The 21,747-nt window shown below is 62.6% G+C and carries 16 protein-coding genes and 2 pseudogenes; 8 read left to right on the top strand and 10 right to left on the bottom strand.

Going from position 1 to position 21,747, the window contains the following annotated elements:
* The 4 genes from NL123_RS19955 to NL123_RS19940 form a co-directional block, all read right to left on the bottom strand.
* Positions 1-489 carry a DUF6644 family protein gene (locus tag NL123_RS19955; protein WP_494356175.1) on the bottom strand — a complete coding sequence of 163 codons (489 nt, stop codon included), beginning with the start codon at positions 487-489 and terminating at the stop codon, positions 1-3.
* 21 nt (positions 490-510) lie between these two features.
* Complete coding sequence (locus NL123_RS19950; protein WP_248487642.1) at positions 511-1,995, bottom strand: alpha/beta hydrolase domain-containing protein; 1,485 nt, start codon at positions 1,993-1,995, stop codon at positions 511-513.
* A gap of 34 nt (positions 1,996-2,029) precedes the next feature.
* Positions 2,030-2,812: a hypothetical protein gene (locus tag NL123_RS19945; protein WP_494356174.1), complete on the bottom strand. Its 783-nt coding sequence runs from the start codon at positions 2,810-2,812 to the stop codon at positions 2,030-2,032.
* Positions 2,813-2,876: 64 nt separating this feature from the next.
* Entirely contained in the window at positions 2,877-3,269 is a 393-nt protein-coding gene (locus NL123_RS19940) for a DUF6152 family protein (RefSeq protein ID WP_494356173.1), read from the bottom strand.
* Positions 3,270-3,507: 238 nt separating this feature from the next.
* On the opposite strand from NL123_RS19940, the gene NL123_RS19935 reads away from it, so the two are divergent.
* Positions 3,508-4,845, top strand: a complete 1,338-nt coding sequence (locus NL123_RS19935) for an alginate export family protein (protein ID WP_058427116.1) — start codon at positions 3,508-3,510, stop codon at positions 4,843-4,845.
* A gap of 65 nt (positions 4,846-4,910) precedes the next feature.
* Here the strand turns inward: NL123_RS19935 and NL123_RS19930 are convergent, their stop codons facing one another.
* The 3 genes from NL123_RS19930 to NL123_RS19920 all read right to left on the bottom strand — a co-directional run bounded on the left by NL123_RS19930 (position 4,911) and on the right by NL123_RS19920 (position 8,411).
* Positions 4,911-5,474: a cytochrome b gene (locus tag NL123_RS19930; protein WP_071495006.1), complete on the bottom strand. Its 564-nt coding sequence runs from the start codon at positions 5,472-5,474 to the stop codon at positions 4,911-4,913.
* A 78-nt stretch (positions 5,475-5,552) separates the two neighbouring features.
* Positions 5,553-7,007: an aldehyde dehydrogenase family protein gene (locus NL123_RS19925; protein ID WP_494356172.1), complete on the bottom strand. Its 1,455-nt coding sequence runs from the start codon at positions 7,005-7,007 to the stop codon at positions 5,553-5,555.
* A gap of 27 nt (positions 7,008-7,034) precedes the next feature.
* The gene (locus NL123_RS19920) at positions 7,035-8,411 is read right to left on the bottom strand and encodes an aspartate aminotransferase family protein (RefSeq protein WP_494356171.1); all 1,377 of its coding nucleotides are present in this window, start codon (positions 8,409-8,411) and stop codon (positions 7,035-7,037) included.
* A 213-nt stretch (positions 8,412-8,624) separates the two neighbouring features.
* On the opposite strand from NL123_RS19920, the gene NL123_RS19915 reads away from it, so the two are divergent.
* The 3 genes from NL123_RS19915 (at position 8,625) to NL123_RS19905 (ending at position 12,054) form a co-directional block, all read left to right on the top strand.
* Positions 8,625-9,599: a helix-turn-helix domain-containing protein gene (locus NL123_RS19915; RefSeq protein ID WP_494356170.1), complete on the top strand. Its 975-nt coding sequence runs from the start codon at positions 8,625-8,627 to the stop codon at positions 9,597-9,599.
* Positions 9,600-9,622: 23 nt separating this feature from the next.
* On the top strand, positions 9,623-10,363 hold the full coding sequence (locus NL123_RS19910; RefSeq protein WP_494356169.1) for an IclR family transcriptional regulator: 741 nt from the start codon (positions 9,623-9,625) through the stop codon (positions 10,361-10,363).
* A gap of 170 nt (positions 10,364-10,533) precedes the next feature.
* Positions 10,534-12,054: an APC family permease gene (locus NL123_RS19905; RefSeq protein WP_494356168.1), complete on the top strand. Its 1,521-nt coding sequence runs from the start codon at positions 10,534-10,536 to the stop codon at positions 12,052-12,054.
* On the opposite strand, the gene NL123_RS19900 is transcribed toward NL123_RS19905, so the two are convergent.
* From NL123_RS19900 to NL123_RS19890, 3 genes and pseudogenes are all read right to left on the bottom strand, one after another.
* A complete protein-coding gene (locus NL123_RS19900) occupies positions 12,051-13,544 on the bottom strand; it encodes an MFS transporter (RefSeq protein WP_248487654.1) in 1,494 nt (497 codons plus the stop codon). The two genes, NL123_RS19905 and NL123_RS19900, sit on opposite strands and share 4 nt — an antisense overlap.
* 65 nt (positions 13,545-13,609) lie before the next feature.
* Positions 13,610-14,152 (bottom strand): annotated as a pseudogene (locus tag NL123_RS19895) (methyl-accepting chemotaxis protein); the annotation flags it as partial.
* A gap of 363 nt (positions 14,153-14,515) precedes the next feature.
* Positions 14,516-15,277 (bottom strand): annotated as a pseudogene (locus tag NL123_RS19890) (cache domain-containing protein); the annotation flags it as partial.
* A gap of 727 nt (positions 15,278-16,004) precedes the next feature.
* Between NL123_RS19890 and NL123_RS19885 the strand changes: the two are divergent.
* The 4 genes from NL123_RS19885 to NL123_RS19870 all read left to right on the top strand — a co-directional run bounded on the left by NL123_RS19885 (position 16,005) and on the right by NL123_RS19870 (position 21,745).
* Complete coding sequence (locus NL123_RS19885; RefSeq protein WP_494356167.1) at positions 16,005-17,453, top strand: APC family permease; 1,449 nt, start codon at positions 16,005-16,007, stop codon at positions 17,451-17,453.
* Positions 17,454-17,544: 91 nt separating this feature from the next.
* On the top strand, positions 17,545-18,975 hold the full coding sequence (locus NL123_RS19880) for an aldehyde dehydrogenase family protein (RefSeq protein WP_494356166.1): 1,431 nt from the start codon (positions 17,545-17,547) through the stop codon (positions 18,973-18,975).
* A gap of 2 nt (positions 18,976-18,977) precedes the next feature.
* Positions 18,978-20,327 carry an aminotransferase class III-fold pyridoxal phosphate-dependent enzyme gene (locus NL123_RS19875; protein WP_494356165.1) on the top strand — a complete coding sequence of 450 codons (1,350 nt, stop codon included), beginning with the start codon at positions 18,978-18,980 and terminating at the stop codon, positions 20,325-20,327.
* 92 nt (positions 20,328-20,419) lie between these two features.
* Positions 20,420-21,745 (top strand): alginate export family protein, encoded by a 1,326-nt coding sequence (locus NL123_RS19870; RefSeq protein ID WP_494356164.1) that lies wholly within the window; start codon positions 20,420-20,422, stop codon positions 21,743-21,745.
* The last annotated feature ends 2 nt before the right edge of the window (positions 21,746-21,747 follow it).

The following is a 21,747-nucleotide window of genomic DNA, read 5'->3' as shown; positions in this document are numbered from 1 at the left end:
TTAGATCGTGTAGGCGATCCAGCGACCGCAAATGATCACGACGCACCACAAACCGATCGACAGCCATGCGCATGCCTTGACCGAACGCGTCGCGTCGTCGCTGCCTGCCGTGCCGGCAGGGCGCAGCAGCGGACGCCGCAGCAGCCAGGTCACGCTGAACGCCGTCACCACCAGGACCATCTTCAGCCAGAACGTGGAGTTGACGAGTACCCGGTCAGGCTCGGCGATGATCATCAGCAACCCGGTACACAGCAGGACGATCAGTGCATTGCGCATCCACGGGTAGTAACGGCGAACGATGCCGCGCAAGGGTTCCTCGCGGGCGAACACCCCCGCCAGTCGAAGGTCGGAGATGAGCGCCGAGCCGAAGAGCACGGTGATGGCGATGATGTGAATGCTCTGCACCGTGGGGATGACCCACAGGATGTCGCGGATCGCAGTGCTGAACGGTGAGGCGTAGATCCAGGCAATGATGAGTGAAGATGACATCGGCTTTTCTTCCGCAGTGGGTTAGAAGTCTTGAGGGGTTGCGATCGGATGCAGCCCCGCCGCGTCCTCCGGCAGCAAGTAGCCTTCCTTGATCGAAGCCGCTTTGGCGTCTTCGAATTTCTGTGCATAGCGGCTGAAGCTTCCATAGTGCTTGCCCAGCACTTCCTTCGAATAAGGCACTTTGGTGTCGTAGATCAGCCCGCAGCCGGTCTCTTGATCGGTGAGGTAGGTGGCGCTGGGCACCTGGATCCACGGCGGGCGCACACCGCCTTGCAGGTTGCCGGTGGCGGGCGCCCGCGCGGCGGCCTTGCCATCACGGACCACCCGGGGCGCGCGGGGCATGGGTTTGCCGTCGCGTACCCATTGGTCCATGCCGTCGAGCAGTGCCGAGACCACGTGCTCGACCGGTTCGTCATACAGCGTCTGGCAGCGCGGGTCGTCGCCCTTGCCGACGTCGGCCGCGAGCGGTTCGGTGTGCTCTGTGCCGAGGTCGGCCAGGCGCAGATGGGGCATGCCGGTCACTTCGTAGTAGCGAAGCTGCGGGGTGTCGGTGTCGGGAGGCAGTGGGATACCTTCGATCACGTCGTGCATCAGTTCGGACTGGCTGAAGACGGTCACGAACGGCACGCCTTCGGGCATCTGGCGAGGTACTCGGATCACATCGCCGCCGACTTCTCCGTAGGCCATGCGGCCCGTCATGTAAGCGTCGATCAGCGGCGTATCGTCGGGCATGCGCCATTGCTGGTGACGCCCCTGGTCGAGATAGTCCATCCAGACCTGCGCGGTGACGGCCCAGCTATTCACATACACGCGCTGCACATCGAGGCCCGCCAGCGGACTCTGCGCCCCATTGCTCTTGAGCAGCAGCGCCAGTTGCGCACCGATGCCCTGGGACTGTGGCACGAAGGGATCGGGCGCTGCGCCACGGGTGAACCGTGCCGGGTCGTAATAGGTGCCCAGCGGCGCATAGCGCGCGTAGTCGAAGCGGCGCATGAACTCGAAATTCACGATCCGTCCGTACTGGTCGATTTGCGCCGCCTCGGCCGCCGGGGTGTCCGAAATGAACTTGGGGTCGACTGACGGCTTGTTCACATTCAGTGTGTACCCGACGTACGCATAGCCGCGCCGCAGCAAGTAGTCACGCGTCAGGATCCAGCCTGCGCCACGCTCGCCGAACCAGCTGAACGGCTCGATCACCACCGTGCCATTGAAGCGCGCCGGGTCGGCCGGTTTGCGCACCAGAATGCGCGTGGTGTAGGGCGCTTCCAGCAAGGTTTTACCGGCGGCAGTGATGGCCGGGGCGACGCCTTGCAGGTAGTACTCTTGCTCGATGTAGCCGTAGTGGTCGAGGTCGCTGTACTCGGTGCCCGGGCGTGTCGCCGACGATAGCGGCGGCTTGTCGGACGGCGGCACCGCGATGGCCGTGGGCATGCGCGGCACCTCGGCGAGCACGCTCGACGCGATGAACAGCGACAACGCGATGCTGATGGGGGTCAGGCGTTTCATTCGCAAAAGCTCCGGCAGGGGTGGGAGGGTGGCGTCACTCAAGGCTCAGGGAAGCCTTGCCCTCGCTGTCGATCACGATCTGGTTGTTCTCGCACACGTATTCTTGAATGGCGTAGTTGGAGCGCTTGTACTCGAACGTAAAGCGATACGGAGCGTTGAGTACCTGCGGGTCTTCGATCAGGACCTGGTTTTCCAGGTGATCCGGCCCGCGCAACCGGATGCGTTCGGTGATCTTCATCGCCGGCCCGTGGGGCACGTCGTAGAAGCGCACATCGGTTCGCACGCGCTGGGTCTCGACGACCAGCGTGTCGCCTTCCCAGTGGCCACGCGAATGGCCCTGGTACAACGGGTCGAGCTTTTCCAGGGGCGGCATGGGCTGGTTCAAAAGAATCCGCCGCACCTGCTGGAGATACTCGCCGAGGATGATCACTTGCTTGTCGTCGCGAATGATCTGGATCGGGAACAGCGCTGCCATCATGGTCGGCATGCCCTCGGGCAGGCACTTGGAACTGGTGGTGGCAATCGGTGTGCCGGCCTCGTTGGCCACGGCTTCTTTCTTCTTCAGCTCGGCGTACTCGGCGGCGTAGGACGCCTTGAGGTCCATGGGGCCGCCGGGGTGCACCGGGTCGTCCGGGTTCTCGCCGAACCAGTCGTCCGGGGTTCTTTCCCAGGTGCCGCTGATGTCTGGCCGTGTGGCCACGCCGTGTTTGTCGGTTGGGGGTTTTGACGGTGTCGCGGCGCTGCTCATCGCGGCGAAGGTCACGAGGACCACCCCCAGGAAGACCATGGCGGTGTTGGCGGTGCGTGCTGGTTTCATTGAAATGTCTCCGCGTTGCTGGTTTGCCCAGTTCTGTTGTTGTCGCGCTCGCAAAGGGTTGCGTTTAACCGCCGCCCGAGAGCACCACGTCGCCCATCTTGATCTCCACCAGCAGCCCGCCCGGTTCGCCGTTTTTCAACGGTTTGAACGACACCTCGGCGTTTGCGCCGGCCTTGACCGAGTCGGCAGTCCAGCCTGTGCGCTGCAGCGCGTTGACGCTGCCCGTCTCGATCTTGAAGCGCTGGGCCGGCGGACCGGGAACATCGACGTAGATCGTGATGTGCGGGTTGGTCCAGGCGAAGCGCTCGACCACACCCTTGATCGTGATTGTCTGGGTCTGGTCGAACAGCGCGAAGGAATGGTGGGCACTGGCAACAGGCGCCAAGGCACTGCAGGCGATGAGGGTCAGCAGGCAAAGCCTTTGATGGAGCGACGGAAAGCGTGACGAAGGGGTCATGACGGGCGCCTCGGTTTTTATGGTTCTTATGGGCCCAGCATAGGGCGCTCGCGCTCACTGGCCGTAGCCGAAAACGGCAACCATTGAAGGTATTCAGGGGGGGTGGCGCAGGTGAGGTATCGCGCAACGACAGAACGACGCGCCGGCCCGTGCAGATGCTGATTTGGGTTACCGCGTTGGCGACCCCTGCCGGAACACTCGTGTCTCGCCTCACAACTATAAAAACAGGAGAGACGTCATGCGCATTCCCCCCTACGCGCCATTACTGTCGCTGGTTGCACTCTGTGCAGTCGGCTCACAGGCACAGGCTTATACGCTGTACAACGAAGACGACGGAGCAACCGTGTTGAATGCCGACCTGGGCGCCGCATTCGGCTGGTTTGGCAGTACCCATAACTACCTGGGCGATCCGCAGAAAAAATCCGGCGGCATGCACTGGCAGGAGGGTTACGTCAAATACGGTCTGACCGGCACCACGGATAAGCTGGTTGCCGGTTCGGTATATGGTGGCTTCAGCCTGCTCAGCAGCGGGTCATGGGGTGACGGAGACATGGGGGCGACCACGGCGGGCAATGAGCGACGAACCGCCGTGGAAGACGCGTTCCTGGGCTGGCGATCAGGTGACCTGCTACCCGCCCTGGGCAAGGATGGCGTGGATTTCTCATTCGGACGCCAGATTGTCACGGTGGACGGCTTTCTGATCACCGACGATGGATTTGACCCAGGTAACGCCTTCAACCCCATCGAGGGCGTGCAGGATGGTCGCTTCAACCGGGGGGGCGCCTTTTACCTGGGCCAACGCCTTGCGTTTGGCAACACGGCGGTGCTGAAGCTGGGCGGCAAGGAAGGGCTGCACGGCAGCTTGATATGGCTGAAGTCCGATAACCCTGGGCAGTCCAAGACCGAACTGGCCGTGGGCACCATCGATTACACCACCCCCATCGGTTCGATCGGTTCGACCTACGTGCACGGCCTGGATGTGGAGGAGAAATACGCCTTCGGCGATCGGCTTGAGCGCAAGGGCATGAACGTCTACAGCATTCGCGGGCAGGGCAATGCCGGGATCGAGAACGCCGATTTTGCGTTCGAGGTGGCCCGCCAGGAAAAACGTTCGGGCTCACAGCGGGCGATGTTCTTCGACGCGGGTTACACCTTCGTCGATACGCCATGGCAACCGACGGTCAGCTACCGTTATTCGCGCTACTCCGAAGGCTGGGACTTCCTGTTCCAGGGCGGTTATCGCAAGCGCCTGCAGGGCGAAGTCGGGCTTAACTACGCGGGCTCCGTGACATCGAACATGCAGATCAACGACGTACTGCTCTCGGTCAAGCCGACCGAGAAATTGACCCTTAACGCGATGGCGTTCGACTACCACCAGCTTTCCCGCCGTCATGAGCTGGATTTCGCTGCGCAGGAGCTCGATCTGTTTGTGGATTGGGCGGTCACGGAGAACATCACGCTTTCGCCGCTGGTTGGCTTCTACAAGCCGCAGAAGTGGCTGGGCAACGGTGGCCGGCAGAGCGGCGACGCATCAACCAACACGTACATGCAGTTCATTGTGTGGGCGACGTTCTGATGATTCATTGAGGTTTGTTGCGGGGCCGAGCAGGCGTTGACGTTTTGCGTCAACGCCTCATCCCGTCAGAGCATGCGGCGCAACACATCGTTGCGTGGGTCCCGGTCATAGAAGCGATGCTTGAGCGCGCCCGCCACGTGCAGCACGATCAGGACAAGCAAGGTGTAGGCGAGGACTTTGTGCAGCCATTGGAAGACCGCGAACCAATCGTCATTCTTTGGCAACAGCTCCGGCAGGTTAACCCCAAAAAAGAACACCCCGTCGCTCATCGTGTACGTGCTCGACATGGAGTACCCCATCAAGGGCACGATCACCAGCAGTACATACATGACGCGCTGCGTCAGGCGTGACAAAACCCTTTCGTACCCCGCCAGCGTTTCCAGCGGCTGCGGCAACCGTGGCGTGCGCAAGCGCACAGCGAGCTGAACCAGCACCACCAGGAACGTCAACACCCCGAAGGACTTGTGCCAGGGGTAGTAAAGCTCGTATTTGCTCGCCACCTCATCGTTCATGCCGGTCATATGCCAGCCGACCCAGAGCAGGCCCAGGACGAGCACGGCACGTACCCAGTGCAGCACGCGCAGGGAGGTCGGGTACCGATCGATTGTCGATTGATCTATTGGGTTCATATCAGGCTCTCCACGGAGCGATGCACGGTTCAATGGCCACCCTCGACGTGGGAGGGTGGCTCGGTCAGGGCGCGGTGATCAGGTGGGCAGCAGCACGGTGATGACTTTCTCCTCGGTGTAGGCCAGTGCGCCGCTGAACCCGCCCTCACGCCCGATCCCGCTGGTCTTGAGGCCGCCCCACGGCAGGTTGGCGTCCAACGGGCTCCAACAGTTGATCCCCACGGCTCCGGCTTTTACCGCCGCGGCGACGCGGTGTGCCCTGGCCAGGTCAGCGGTCCAGACCGTAGCCGCCAGGCCGTAGCTGCTGTCGTTGGCCAGGGCGATCGCTTCGGCTTCGTCGTCGAACGTTATCAGCGTGCCGACCGGTCCGAAGATCTCGTCCCGGGCGATTTGCATGTCGTTGCGCGCGTTGGCGAAGATCGTCGGACGCACGAACCAGCCCTGCTTGGGTGTCGATACGCCGCCAGCCAATAGCGTCGCACCTTGGTCGATGCCTAGCTGGATGTAGCGGTTGACGCGATCGAATTGGGCTTTCTTGGCGACCGGGCCCATCTGGACGCCGGGCTGGCGAGGATCACCCACGTTCACCGCTTGTGCAGCCTCGGCCAGCGCCGCGCCGAACCGCTCGGCGATGCTGCGCTGCACCAGGATACGCGAACCGGCGGCACACACCTGGCCCTGGTTGGCGAACAGGCCGAGCGCGCAGCCGCGCAGGGCGTCGTCGAAGGATGCATCGTCGAACACAATCTGCGGGCTCTTGCCGCCCAGTTCCAACGCCACGCGCTTGAACAGCACGCCGGCGGAGCGCTGGATTTCGCGCCCGGCCTCGGGGCTGCCGGTGAAGCTGATCTTGGCGACATCCGGGTGTTCGCACAGGGCACGACCCACTTCATTGCCGTAGCCGGTGACCACGTTGATCACGCCGTCCGGGAAGCCTGCTTCCTGCGCCAGCAGCGCCAGGTACAGGGCTGACTGCGGGGTTTCTTCGGAGGGCTTGATCACTACGGTACAGCCTGCCGCCAGCAAGGCGGCGAGCTTCCACACCGTGATCATCAGCGGTGAGTTCCAGGGCACGATGGCGCCGACCACGCCGACTGGCTCGCGCACCGTGTACGACAGGGTCTTGGTGCCGAAGTAGCCCCCAGTCGGAATGGTCCGACCTTCAAGCTGGTTGGCCCAGCCGGCGGCGGCGCGCAGGTTGGCGATCGCGTTGGGCAGGTCCATCCGGCGTGGTTCGATGGGCGAGCGCCCGATGGCGTTGGCGTCCAGATCGGCCAGCACGTCAGTGTCACGCTCAACCAGGTCGGCCAGTTTCGACAGCAACCGGCCACGCAGGGCGCCGTTGAGCTGGCTCCAGTCGCCGCTTTCGAGTTGGCGGTGTGCAGCGGCTACGGCACGGTCCACGTCCTCGCTCGTGCCCCGTGCGCAGTCGCCGTATACCTGCTCGGTCACGGGGTTGACGAGGTCGATTCGACGACGGTCGAAGGCTTCGCAGGAGGCACCTTCGATAAAATGGTTCAAGTGCTCAGTCATTTTGGGGTCCTTGAGTGATGGGCAAAATCAAGCCTTCAGGGCAGCCAGGGCGTCGCCGAAGATATCCAGTGCCTTGAAGAACAGCTCACGCGAGATCGTCAGCGAGGGCATCACGCGCATCACGTTGCTGTAACGGCCACAAGGAATCATCAGCACGCCGTGGTTGAGCAGGTAGCCCATCAGTTGGCCGATTTTCTCGCCCGCCAGGGGCGCCTTGGTGAGCGGGTCTTCGATCAGCTCGATACCGATCATCAGGCCGCGCCCGCGCACTTCGCCCACCAACGGGCTGTTGAAACCACGAATATGCGCCTGTGCCTCCAGCCCCAATGTGTGGGCGCGGTTGAGCAGGTCGAGTTCCGGGTCCTGGAGGATGCTGATGTTGGTCAGTGCCACCGTCGCCGACAGAGAGTTTGCCGCGAAGGTGTTGGGCATGGAGCCGTCGGGAATCTGCGCCGCCAGGTCCGAGCGCATGATCAGGCCGGCCATGGGCAGGTCGCTGCCGATGCCCTTGCCGAAGGTGAGCATGTCCGGTTTCACGCCTGAATGTTCGACCGCCCACATCTTGCCGGTACGCCCCGCGCCGGATTGCACCTCATCGACGATCAGCAACGTACCGCTGCGGTCGCAGGCCTTGCGCAACAGTTGCAGGAATTCGGGTGAGGGCGGCACGTAGCCGCCTTCGCCCTGCACTGGCTCGACGATCACGGCGGCCACGTCATCGGCGGCGGTGTAGGGGGTGTTCAGCAGGTAGTCGATGTACTCGCCGGCGATCTGCTCGGCGCTTTTGTGGGTGGTGTCGAAGGGGAATCGGTAGGCGTAAGGGTAGGGGGCGTGGATCACGCCGCCCATCTGGGCACCGTAGCCTTTGCGGTACGCGGTGCCCGTGGTCAGGGAGCCCGATGCGTTCCAGACACCGTGGTAGCCGCCATGGAAGGCGATGATCTGGTGGCGTCCGGTGATGCGCTTGGCGAACTTGATCGCGGCTTCCAGCGCGTCGCTGCCGCTCTGGGTGAAGAAAGTGATGCAGTCGCCACGCAAGCCGTCGGGCGCGATCTCGGAGAGCTTGGCGGCCAGCTCGGTGCGTCGGGTGCTGTTGATCTCGAGGGCATGCATCAGCACTTCCGACTGCTCGCGAATGGCTTGCACCACCTTCGGATGGCAGCGGCCTACGCTGCTGACGCCGACCCCGGCGGACAGGTCGATATAGGTATTGCCGTCCGGGTCCTTGAAGGTCGCGCCCAGTGCGCGGTCCATGGCCACCGGCATGCGTCCGCCACCACGTGCCATTGACTCGGTGCGCGCCGACAGCGCCAGGGCTTCGAGGGTCCTGGGCCCAGGAATGGTCTCGGAGATGATCCGTGGGGCATCCGCAAAATGCAGGGATTCTAGTTTGGCTTCACTCATGACGGTCTCTCTGGAATGTCGATTCAAGTGTGCCGATCATCTCCGGGGTGCATTCCAGACGGGTAGCCCGAATCGGCACATGGGAAAGCGTGTCCGTGGCGGGCTGCTGCCAATCGGAAAAGTGACAAATAATTTGCAGGATTTCTGCTATGTGCGAATATCACCTGGGAAGGCAAGCTAAAAACAAGAATATCGGCAGAGGCTTTCGGCATTATGAAAAACCAGACCATCAGCCATTCCCAGGACATTCACGTTCACGCCGCCACTGTTCAGCAGTGGAGCCAGGACTACAGCCAATTGACGGCTGGGTCCGCCGAATGCTCACTCATGCAGTTGACGACCGCCGGTTGCCATGTATTCCGCGAGCAGATCAACCAGCGTGTCGTGCAACACGGCGTCTCTCCCCGAGGCAAGATGTGTTTTGCGGTGCCGATCAATGTTCCCGGTCCGATTCGCATGCAAGGGCGGGAGGTGGACGACAGCAGCCTGTTCTTTCTCCATGGCGGCGAGGAGTTCATGTTCCACATGCCGCTGGGCATGGAGCTGTTGTCCATCACCTTCGAGCGTGAACTGTTCGAACAGGCCTTGGCGCAAACCGCTTCGGCGAAGGAGCTCAACCTGTTATTGCGCCAACCGGTGATCCGGGTTTCTGCCACACGGTTCGCCCAGGCGCGTCGTCGTTTGCTGACGCTGTTCTCTCAGGCCCTGGTGCAGGAAGAGCTGGACAGCGCGCGCGATTTGCAACGCGAGCAGGCGCTGGAACAGGCCATGCTGGGTGAGCTGCTGCAACTGATGACTGACCCGGCCTGCGACAAGCAACAGCGCTCCACCAGTTCCACGCGCAGTTTTATTGTGGAGAAATGCCATCGCCTGGCGACCGAGCAGATGCTGAATGTGCCGAGCGTCATCGAGTTGTGCCAGCGTCTACAGGTGAGTCGGCGCACGGTGCAGAACAGTTTCCGCTCGGTGACTGAGACGACCCCCCTCAACTACTTGCGCTCGGTCAGGCTCAACGCTGTACGCCGCACCCTGATGTCCACTCCCGCGTCCCACCTCACCATAGGCGATGCCGCCGCTCAATGGGGCTTCTTTCACCTCAGCCATTTTGCCGCCGAGTACCATGAGCTGTTTGCGGAATTGCCCTCCCATACTGCCCGTGCCGCAATTACGCGTTGTGCTTCGGTCTGATCGAACCCACAAGGATGTAGAACATGAACAGCTTGCGCCGCCTGCTGGCGGTCTTCGATTTGTTTCGCCCGGACCAGCCCGTCATTGACGTCGACATCATTTGCCGGGAACTCGGCTATACACCGGCCACCGCCTACCGTTACCTGCGAGAGCTGGGGGATGCGGGTTTATTGAAGCGGTTGCCCCGGGGTTATGCGCTGGGCCCGCGCATTGTCACGCTGGAGCAATTGATGACTCACTATGATCCGCTGCTGGCGTGCAGTCAGGACCTGGTCGAACAGTTGGTCGCCGACACAGGCCTGGATGCGTTGGTCAGTGAGTGGCATGGCGACTCAGTGGTCAATGTACTGGTCCAGCGCGGCACCGATGCCGGACCGGTGGGGGGCGGCAGGGGGCAGCCGATCAGCCTTTTCCACAGCGCGACGTCCCGGGTGGTATTGGCTCACTTGCTGCCACGCCAGATCCGACGCGTGTATGACGCTCACGCTCCGGTCGCTGACAGCTCGCAACACGGGCTGGAATGGAAGACCTTCACCAAGAGCCTGCTTGCCATTCGCAAGCAAGGCTATTGCATCAGCGACGGTGAACTGCATCCGGGACGCAGTGGCGTCGCTGCGCCGATTTTCGACGATAAGCGGCGGGTCATCGGCAGCATGACCCTGGTGGGGCGCAGTGAACGCTTCCATGCGTTCCAGCAGAGCTACCTGCGTTACCTGGTGACCGGCGCGGCGTCGGAGTTGACCAGCCGCATCGCCTTGCGCTGAGGGCGGCGGGGCAGGCGGCGCGACAGATGACCGATTTGGGCTACCGAAGCGTTCCCGGCAGGCCTAGGATCAGGCCCTGCGTGCGATCAGAACGACAAGCGACTCGGTGACGGTGCGAGATGGACTGCGCCGATCCTACGGCGACTGCCTCATCCTATAAGGTCAACAAAATGAGCGTGACTTTGCCCCACAATACGCCCCACAACCCGCCCCACAACGCGCCCCCAAAAAAACCCGACGAAACCCTCGACACGACGTCGCCCGACCGCTCTACCGAGCTCAAGCGTGGCGCCCTGGGTGTCGGTTTCATCATTTTCTTCGTGGTGTCGGCGGCGAGTCCGCTCAGTGTGATCGCCGGCGGTTTCCCCATTGGCATCATGCTCGGCAATGGCGCGGGCACCCCGGCTTTGCTGATCCTCGCCTTGCTCGTGCTGCTGGCGTTCTCGGTGGGCTACACCACCCTGTCCCGACATATCACCAACGCCGGCGGGTTCTACGCGTTCACCGCCCGTGGGCTGGGTGGCCTGGCCGGCGGTGCTGCCGGGGTATTGGCGATGTTTGCCTATAACATCCTGCAGGTCGGCTTGTATGGCATGTTCGGCGGGGTCGTCAGTGGCACCATGGAAAGCGCATTCGGCCTGGTATTGCCCTGGTGGTCCTACTCGCTGATGGCGATGGCGAGCATTGCGATCCTGGGGTATCGCAAGATCGACCTGTCGGCGCGGGTGCTGTCGGTGATGGTGATCGCCGAATACCTGGCGATCCTGATCCTGGATTTCGCCATTCTCAAATCCGGCGGCGACAGCGGCATCAACCTTGACTCATTCAGCAGCCGCCAGGTATTCAGCGGCACGCCGTCCATCGGTTTGCTGTTCTGCTTCGCCGCCTTTATCGGCTTTGAGGCCACCACCATCTACGGTGAAGAGGCCAAGGATCCCCAGCGCACCATCCCGCTTGCCACCTACTGTTCGGTGTTGCTGATCGGTGGTTTCTACGCGTTGTCGGTATGGTCGATGGTGGTGGGGGTAGGGGCAGACAAAATCGTGCCGATGCTGCAGGCGTTGCAGGATCCGACCACGTTTATCTATGGCATGTCCGACCACTTTGTCGGCCCGCACCTGACCCAGGTCATCCGGGTGCTGTTCATGGTCAGTATCTACGCCGGGTTGCTCGCCTTTCACAACGCCGCCGCGCGTTACTTCTACGCCATCGGGCGTGACGGTTTGTTGCACCGCCAGTTGGGCACCACCCATCGCGTGCACCAGAGCCCGCATATGGGCTCGGCCTTGCAGAGCCTGATCTCGGCGGTGGTGGTGCTGATTTTCGCGGCGATGGATGCCGATCCGATCCTGCAATTGTTCGCCTGGCTGTCCAACCTGGCGACGTTGTGCGTGATCTTGCTGATGGCTCTGACTTCTGCGGCGGTGCTGGTTTTCTTCCGGCGCCACCCCGAGCTCAAGGTCGGTGTTTGGCGCGGGCAGATTTTCCCCGGTTTCTCCTGCCTTGCACTGTGGGTGGTGCTGGTGCTGGCGGTGGTGCATTTCGATGTACTGACCGGTGCCAGCCAACTGTTGTCCTACAGCCTTTGCGCCATTATTCCGCTGGCCCTGTTGGGTGGTGTGTTCCTGGCGGCCAGGCTGCGCAAAGTATCCCCTCAGCGGTTCCTGGCCCTGGGCAGCCACAAGCTTTAAGGCGCGGCCTGCGCTGCTGGCTTGCTCAGCTTGACCAGCAGCGCTGCAATCAACAGCAGGGCTGCGGACGCCGCCAGCACCGCGACAAAGCCTGCGTCAAACGCCGAACGGGCGGCCGCGCTCAACATCGCGCGGCCTTCGGGCGACAAGGTTTCAGCGACCACCAGCGCATCGTCAAGACTCTCGAATGTCGCCGGGTTGCGGGTCAGCCACGCTGGGATCATCACGCCCGCCGCATTGGCATAGATCGCTGACAGCAGGCTGCCGGCGAGCGTCACGCCCACCGCGCCGCCCAGCTCAAAGGACACTTCTTCGATGGACGCCGCCATGCCCGCCTGGTCCGCAGGCACGCTGAGCATGATGCTACTGGATGAAGCGGTCAGCGCGGCGCCAATCGTAAAGCCCAGCAGCGCGAGGCTGATGATTTGCGCAGGTGCCGTAGCGTTGTAGAGCAACAGGTAGGACAGCATCGCCGCTGACGACAACAGCAATGTCCAGAACAGCATGCGTTGGTTCCCGAGGCGAGGCAGGTAATACCCGGCAAGCGGCCCGGAGATGAACGAGCCCAGGGGCAGCGGCAGGATGAACAATGCCGCCTCCAGCGGCGACAAGCCCAGCACCAGTTGCAGGCGCTGGCTGAACACCAGTTCCATGCCGATCAACGCAGCGGCTGATACCACCGCTGAAATAACCGCGTTTCTGAACCCCGGCGCCTTGAACAGCGCGAGGTCAAGCATCGGTTGTGTGGCTCGGCGCTGGCGGCGGATGAACAGCGTCAGAAACAGCGTGCCCAGGGCCATTGCCACCAGCATGCCCTCCAACGACGCTGCCCGCTTGCCGAGCTCCTTGACGGCATACGCCACGCTGATCAACCCGATCATCACCTGGAGCGACCCCAGCCAGTCCCAGCGTTTGCTGATATCCCCCGGATGATTGGGGATCAACAGCGCGCCCACCACCAACGCCACCAGCACAATCGGCACATTGATCAGAAAGACCGAACCCCACCAGAAATGCTCCAGCAACAGGCCGCCCACCACCGGGCCGAACGCAGCGCCCCCTGACGCAACCGAGGCCCAGATGCCAAATGCCATGGCCTGTTCGCGTGGGTCGCTGAACGTCACGCGCACGATCGCCAGCGTGGCGGGCATCATCATCGCCGCGCCGACCGCCAGAAACCCACGCGCGCCAATCAGTACGCCGGCGGTGGGTGAAAACGCCGCGATCAGCGAGAACAGGCCAAATACGCCGAGCCCGCCGATGAACAGGCGTTTGTGCCCGAGGCGATCTCCGAGCGTACCCATGCCCAACAGCAGGCCGGCGGCGATCAGCGCATAAATGTTGACGATCCACAGCTTCTGCGAAGCCGAAGCGTTCAGCTCGCGGGTCAGCGTGGGCAGGGCGGTGTAGAGCACCGTCATATCGATGACGATGAGCAGCAATGCGCTGGAAATAATCGCGAGGATCAGCCAGCGTCGAGGAGAGGTCATGGGACGCGCTCGGTGAGGGAAGGTGCAAAGCTGGTGCCTGTCAGCCAGTAAAAGCCGCCGGCCCCTTACACACGGAAATGGGCCACCAGTTGTTGTTGGTGATTGGCCATGTGATGCAGTGAGTCGCTGGCTTTTGAAGCATCGTCCATCCGGCTGGCGAGTGTTTCGCTGATACCGCGAATGTCGCTGACCCGATGGCTGATGTCTTCTACGACGGTGCTTTGCTCCATGGCGGCACTGGCAATCTGCTGATTCATCTGTTCGATCACGTCTACGGCCTGGGAGATGCGCTCCAGCGCCACCCGAGTCTGTTGCACCTGGACCACGCTGCCGCTGGCTTGCTCGCGGCTCAGTTGGGTACTGTGCACCACCGACTGGCTCAGCTGCTGCAAGGTCTCGATCACCGTGCGCACCTGTTCGACTGAATGCTGGGTGTTGCTGGCCAGGTGCCGGACTTCGTCGGCCACCACCGCAAAACCACGGCCCTGCTCGCCGGCCCTTGCCGCTTCGATGGCCGCATTCAAGGCCAACAAGTTGGTCTGCTGCGCGATGGAACTGATGACGTCGAGGACCTGACCGATCTGGGCACTGCTGTCGGCAAGCGCGTTGACCTGCCCAAGGGTGGTTTCCAGGCGCTGGTCAAGGGCCTCGATACTGCGCTCGGCGGTCGAGAACACCGCCTGGCCTGAGCGGCTCGCGCTTTCTGCGGCGGTGGCGGCGTCGGCAGCACTGTGGGAGTGGCGCGCCACTTCCTGTGCACTGGCGCTCATTTGGTGCAGCGCGGTGGCCGCCAACTCCACCTCGTGATACTGACGCTGCATGCCGGCACTGACTTCACGGGCTATGCCAGACGAGGTGTCGGCGCTGTTGCGGGTGTCCAGCGACGCGCTCTGGATATCGCGGATAATCGGCTGCAACGTGTCCAGGAACCGGTTGAAGCCATTGGCCAAGTGGCCCAACTCGTCGTGCCTGCCGACGGGCAGGCGCTGGGTGAGGTCGCCGTCGCCTTCGACAATCGCATCCAGCAACTCGGCCATTTTCAGCAGTGGGCGTGTCACGCCGTGAGCGGCCAGCCAGATCAGCAACATGCCCAGGCTGCTGGCAAGCATGCCCAGGCCCAGGTTGAGCCAGTTGGACTCACGGCTTTTGCTGTCCAGGTCGTTTTGCATTTGCCGGGCAGGTGCCTGCACCCGTGCCTGCGGGACTTTGATCGCCAGTTGCCAGGCCGGGCCGCCTGCCACGGTCTGCACGGACTGACGTATATCGAGGGTGTCCCCGGAGACTTCGCCACTGCGTCCCGCCACTTGGCCCGAGGCCGACACAATGGCGACTTCGCTGTCGCCCTGGTACAGGTCCTGGCCGAGGTTGGCGGCCAGCTTCTGCAACGTATCGAGGCTGATATCCATGCCCACGACGCCGAGCACCTTACCGTTGACGATCAACGGGATGGAAATGCTGCTCATCAGGGTGTTCCGGCCTTCCACTTCGATGGTGTACGGCTCGATCACACACACCCGTCTTTGCGCTTGAGGGCAGGCGTACCAGGCGTTTCCAGGTTCGCTGCCGGGCGGCGCGGTGTTGGCGGCGATTTGTGCCTCGCTCAACACCTCCTGCACCAATTGCCCCGGCTGGCTCTGCGACCAATACAGCGCAAAGCGCCCGCTGTCGTTCCCCGCCATTGCGCGTTGACCGCGCCAATCGGCATCCGCGCCGGCCAGTGCATCAGGCAGCATGATGACGTACAGGCCGAGGACTTTTTCGCGCTGTTTCAGGGTTTCACGGGCCGTAGCGATCAATGCTTCGCGCAATTGCGCGACCGTCAGGCGCCCATTGAGTGTCTGCTCGCGCAGTTGCAGAACCTGTTGCGCGAACCCTTCGCCATACAAGGCGGTTTCGTTGAAAAAACGCTCCACCTGTTGGCCATGCGCAACGGCCTGGGCCTGCAAGCGTTCCAGCGCAGCCTGCCCGAGCAACGCGTTGCTCTGGTCTTTAAGCAGCTTTGCACTGGTTTTGTTCTGGTACGCGCTGGCGCCAATCAGCGCCCCCACCACCGCCAGCAGGCAGAGTCCGCTCAGCAGTGTGATACGCCATTGGAGGGTGAGGTGAGCTAGACGCATGGCTGAGGCTTCCTGCAGAGGGCTTTGACGGCGATGGGCTGGGCAGCGAGCCCTGGTTTTTATGCTTGTTGCCGGCACCCGGGCATAGCGCGGGTGATCCTAGGTTGCGGGGATGACAGGCCAGGCGGCTATCCCAAATCGGCAAGGCCGGTGGGATTGCCCGTGCAGCGCCGACCTGTTTTGGGGCGGGGCTGTGGATGCTACCGATTTGGGATAGCGAGCGGTTCGGGGGCGGGCATAGGATCAAATTCAGCGCGTAACCAAAACAAGACGCTACCCGGTGCCGATGCGGTGTGGTCGGGCCAACCCTAAAGCGACTGCCTCATACAATAAGGTCAATAACATGAGTGTATCTATCCCGGTCAACAGCTCCACGGAGCTCAAGCGTGGCGCCCTGGGTGTGGGCTTCATCATCTTCTTCGTAATATCTGCGGCGAGTCCGTTAAGCGTGATCGCCGGCGGCTTCCCGATCGGCATCATGCTGGGCAACGGCGCGGGCACCCCGGCGCTGCTGATCCTTGCCTTGCTGGTGCTGCTGGCGTTCTCTGTGGGCTACACCACCATGTCCCGACACCTCACCAATGCCGGCGGGTTCTACGCGTTCACCGCCCGTGGGCTGGGTGGCCTGGCCGGCGGTGCTGCCGGGGTGCTGGCGATGTTTGCGTACAACATCCTGCAGGTCGCCCTGTATGGCATGTTCGGCGGGGTCGTCAGTGGCACCATGGAAGCCACGTTCGGCCTGCTGTTGCCCTGGTGGGCCTACTCGCTGATGGCGATGGCGAGCATTGCAATCCTCGGTTATCGCAAGATCGACCTGTCGGCGCGGGTGCTGTCGGTGGTGGTGATCGCCGAGTACCTGGCGATCCTGATCCTGGACTTCGCCATCCTCAAGTCCGGCGGTGACAGCGGCATCAACCTGGATTCGTTCGACCGCAGCCATGTGTTCAGCGGCACCCCGTCAATCGGCTTGCTGTTTTGCTTCGCCGCCTTTATCGGTTTTGAAGCAACGACGATCTACGGCGAAGAGGCCAAGGATCCGCAACGCAGTATCCCGATTGCCACCTACTGTTCGGTGTTGCTGATCGGTGGTTTCTACGCGTTGTCGGTATGGTCGATGGTGGTGGGGGTCGGGTCGGACAAAATCGTGCCGATGCTGCAGGCCTTGCAGGACCCGACCACGTTTATCTATGGCATGTCCGACCACTTTGTCGGCCCGCACCTGACCCAGGTCATCCGCGTGCTGTTCATGGTCAGTATCTATGCCGGGCTGCTCGCCTTTCACAACGCCGCCGCGCGTTACTTCTATGCCATCGGGCGCGACGGCTTGTTGCACAGCGTGTTGGGCACCACCCATCGCGTGCATCAGAGCCCGCATATGGGGTCGGCGTTGCAGAGCTTGATTGCGGCGGTGGTGGTGCTGATTTTCGCGGCGATGGACGCTGACCCGATCCTGCAACTGTTTGCCTGGCTGTCCAACCTCGCCACCCTGTGCGTGATTTTACTGATGGCGCTGACCTCGGTGGCGGTGTGTGTGTACTTCCATCGCCATCCCGAGCTTAAGGTTGGGATGCTGCGCGGACGCATCCTGCCGGGGTTCTCATGCCTGGCGCTGGTGCTCGTGCTGGTGCTGGCCGTGGTGCATTTCGACGTACTCACCGGCGCCAGCCAACTGCTGTCCTACAGCCTCTGCGCGATTATTCCTGCGGCGCTGATTATCGGCATTGTGCTCGCAGCGCGACTGCGATCGCGCTCGCCGCAACGGTTCCTCGCCTTGGGCAGCCACAAGCTTTAAGAGCGCAGCGGTTTTATAGCTCGACTAACCAGACAATTGCAGCCTGTCGTTGCTCGGCATGGCTCGTCAGCGTGTGAAAGGAAGGTTTCAAATGCACAACTACAAGATGCTCATCGATGGGGTTCAAGTGGCCGGTGAACAAGGCCAGTTTGACGTGATCAACCCGGCCACCGGCGCTGCATTTGCACAATGCCCGGCAGGCTCGCTGGGGCAACTCGACCAGGCGGTGAATGCCGCGCAGGCGGCTTTCAAAAGCTGGCGCCACAGTAGCCACCCAGACCGTTGTGAACGTTTGCTGGCGATTGCCGCCGATATCGAGCGCGAGGCCGACGCGCTGGCCCGCCTGATTGTGCAGGAGCAAGGCAAGCCGCTGGAGCTGGCGTTTGGCGAGGTCATGGGGGCCGCGGCGTGGACCCGCTACGCGGCGGCTCAAGACATTGCGGTGGAGCTGGTGGAAGAAACCCCCACCCAACGCATCGAGCTGCACCGCAAACCGTTGGGCGTCGTGGCGTCGATCACCCCCTGGAACTGGCCTTTCATGATCGCCGTCTGGCACATCATGCCGGCGCTGCGTGCCGGCAACTGTGTGATCAGCAAACCGTCGAGCCTGACCCCGTTAAGCACGTTGGGCCTGGTTGAAATCATTGCCCGCCACGTGCCCCGCGGGGTGATCAACTGCGTGACGGGCGAGCAGGGCTTCGGCAGCGCAATCACCGCGCATACCGGCATCCAGAAAATTGTCTTCACCGGTTCCACCAGCACCGGGCAAAGCGTGATGCGGGGGGCCGCCAGCAACCTCAAGCGCCTGACCCTGGAATTGGGTGGTAACGATGCGGCAATTGTATTGCCAGGAACGCCGGTCGAGGCAGTGGCCGAAGAGATCTTCCAGGCCGCCTTTCTCAACATGGGCCAGACCTGTGCGGCCCTCAAGCGCTTGTACATCCACGAATCACAGTATCAGGCCTTTGCCGACGCGCTGACGCAGATCGCAGCGCGCCAGGTGGTGGGGGATGGTCTCGACGCCGGTGTCACGTTCGGGCCGGTGCAGAACCTGGAGCAACTGGAACTGGTGGAAGCCTTGGTCGCCGACGCACGCGCCAACGGTGCGCGGGTGTTGTGTGGCGGTGCGCGCCTGGATCACCCGGGTTTTTTCTATCCCCCTACGCTGGTGGCGGACGTCACCGACGGCCATCGACTGGTCGATGAGGAGCAGTTCGGCCCTGTGTTGCCCTTGATTGCCTACCGGGATGTCGAAGATGTGCTGCAGCGCGCCAACGCTGGTGACATGGGGCTCGGTGGCTCGGTCTGGGGGCCGGATGTCGAGCAGGCCCAGGCCTTGGCCAGTCGCCTGGAGAGCGGCGTTGCCTGGGTCAACTGCCATGCGCAGATCCAGCCCAATACGCCGTTTGGTGGCAGCAAAATGTCGGGGTTCGGTGTCGAGTTCGGCCTTGAAGGGTTACTGGAATTCACAGGCCAGCAACTGCTGTTCGTGCGCAAGCGCGATGCCGCACAGGGAGCTTGAACATGTACGAAAAATACAAGACCGCCGAGAAAAAGTTCTGGCACCCGATGGGGTCCAGTGCCCCGGCGCAGCGCGCCAAAACGCTGATCATCGCCCGAGGTGACGGCAATTACATTACGGACATCGACGGCCAGCGCATGCTCGACGGCGTGGGCGGCCTGTGGAATGTGAACATTGGGCACAACCGTGCCAGCGTCAAGGCAGCGATTGCCGCGCAGTTGGATGAATTGGCGTATTACCAGACCTTCGACGGCATTGCCCACCCTCGGGTGTTCGACCTGGCCGAACGGCTGACCACCCTGTTCGCCCAGGAACGCATGACACGGGTGCTGTTCAGTTCCGGTGGCTCCGATGCGGTCGAAACCGCGCTGAAAATGGCCCGCCAATACTGGATCGCCAGTGGCGAACCGGGGCGCACGCGGTTCCTGTCGCTGCGCAACGGCTATCACGGTGTGCATATGGGCGGCACATCGGTGGGCGGTAACGGTGTCTACCACTACAACCATGGGCAGCTGTTGGCCGGCTGCCATTTGCTCGACACCCCATGGCTGTATCGCAATCCCTGGGATTGCCGCGATCCCGAAGCGCTGACGGCGCACTGTATTCGGCAATTGGAGGAGCAGATCGCGTTGCTGGGCGCACAGACGGTTGCCGCATTGATCGCTGAGCCGGTGCAAGGTGCCGGCGGGGTGATCGTACCGCCCGCCAGTTACTGGCCGCGCCTGCGGGAGGTGTGTGACCGCCACGGTATTGTGTTGATCGCCGACGAAGTGGTCACGGGGTTCGGCCGTTCCGGCTGCATGCTCGGCAGTCGTGACTGGGGCGTCGCGCCGGACATCCTGTGCCTGGCCAAAGGCATCACGGCCGGGTACATCCCGCTGGGCGCCACGCTGTTCAACCAACGCATCGTCGACGCAATCGAGAACGGGCCTGGCTTCAGCAGCATGGTCATGCACGGCTACACCTACAGCGGCCACCCGACCGCCTGTGCGGCCGCGCTGGCGGTACTGGACATCGTCGAAGCCGAGGACCTGCCGGGCAACGCGGCCAGAGTGGGTGCGTACTTGCTGGAACAGCTCAAACCGTTGACCGAGCGCTACCCGGTGATCGGCGAAGTGCGTGGCAAGGGCCTGATGATCGCGCTGGACCTGGTGGTCGATAAGGCCACGCGCCAACCCCTCGACCCGGCTGGCGGCCAACCCTCGCGGATCGCCGACGAGGCGCGGCGTGCCGGTGTGCTGGTGCGACCGATCGGCAACAAGATCATTCTCTCGCCGCCATTGACCCTCACGACCGATGAGGCGGACTTGATCGTCTCTGCGCTGGATATCGCCTTCACCAGCTACGGCTAGTCCCCGTGAAAACGGTGCGGCAAAGGCTGCACCCACGTCATGCCAATACTTAAGACAGCCTTTTGAAAGGCGCACCTCCAGGAGCTTGAGCCATGCGGTATCCATTGCGTCGTCCCGTGTTCGGTAGCACGTTCGTGTGCACATTGGCGCTGTGCGCCATTCAACAGGCCCAGGCCTATGAGGTGTACAGCGACGACAGTCGCCACCTCAACGCGGACATGACAGCGGTATTCGGTCAGTTCAACAGCCGCAAGAACTACGATGGCACCTCGGGCGGCTCCACATGGCGCGAGGGTTATATCAAATACGGCCTGAGCGGCGACCAGGCCTTGGGCGGCAATGGCTCCGCGTATGGGGCATTCGCGCTGGTCAGCTCCGCCACCTGGGGCGACGGTGATCCGGGCGGAAACAGCGTGGGGACAGAGCGTACGACTAAAATCGAAGACGCCTACCTGGGGTGGCGCTCCGGCGATCTGTTTCCGGCGCTGGGCAAGGACGGCGTGGATATCTCCGGCGGGCGTCAGGTGGTCAAGGTTGGTCGCGGCTTCCTGATCAACGACGACGGACTGAACCTGGGCAAAGGCCCGGCCGATGGCACCATGAACCGTGGGGGCGCTTACTACCTGGCTGCCCGGCATGCGTTCGACCAAACCGCCGTGCTGCGCCTGGGTGGGCAAGAGGGCCTGCACGGCAGCGTGCTGTGGCTCAAGTCCGACAACCGCGTCCAGGCCGAAACCGAACTGGCCGCCGGCACCCTGGATTACACCGCGCAGCCGGGCACGCTTGGGCTGACCTGGGTGCATGGCCTCGACGTGAACGATCGATGGGCCAGCGACTTTCAGCGCCAGCGCAAGGGCATGAATATCTACAGCCTGCGCGCAGAGGGCGATGCGGGGGTCAAGAACCTCAACCTGGCGTTTGAATACGCCTGGCAGGACAAGGACGCCGGGCCGGAGAAAGCCTGGTATGGCGAAGCGGGCTACACCTTTGCCGATACCGCCTGGGCGCCCAAGGTGACCTATCGCTATACGCGTTACTCGCAGAACTGGGATGCGCTGTTCACCGGCTTGAGCATGGGCTATGGCACCTGGTTCCAGGGTGAAGTGGCCGGTAACTACGCCGGGCCGTTCAACAGCAATACGCGTATCCATCACGTCGGGCTGAAGGCAACCCCACTGGAAAACCTGACCCTGGGCGCGCTGTATTTCGATTACGACACCGTGCGTAAAAGCACGGCGTTGAACCTCGATGCCCGCGAGCTGGATGTGTACGCCGAGTGGGTGGTCAACCCGCACTTGATCATCACCCCGCTGGTGGGGCTCTACAAACCCAAGCAGGACTCGACCACCGGTGGCAACCAGGTCGGCGGCAACGGCACCAACCTGTACAGCCAATTGACGGTGGCCGTGCCGTTCTGAAG

Source organism: Pseudomonas sp. FBCC-B1565, from assembly GCF_059133265.1.
Note: the sequence above shows the minus strand (reverse complement) of the source record. Positions and strands in the feature narration are given on the sequence as shown.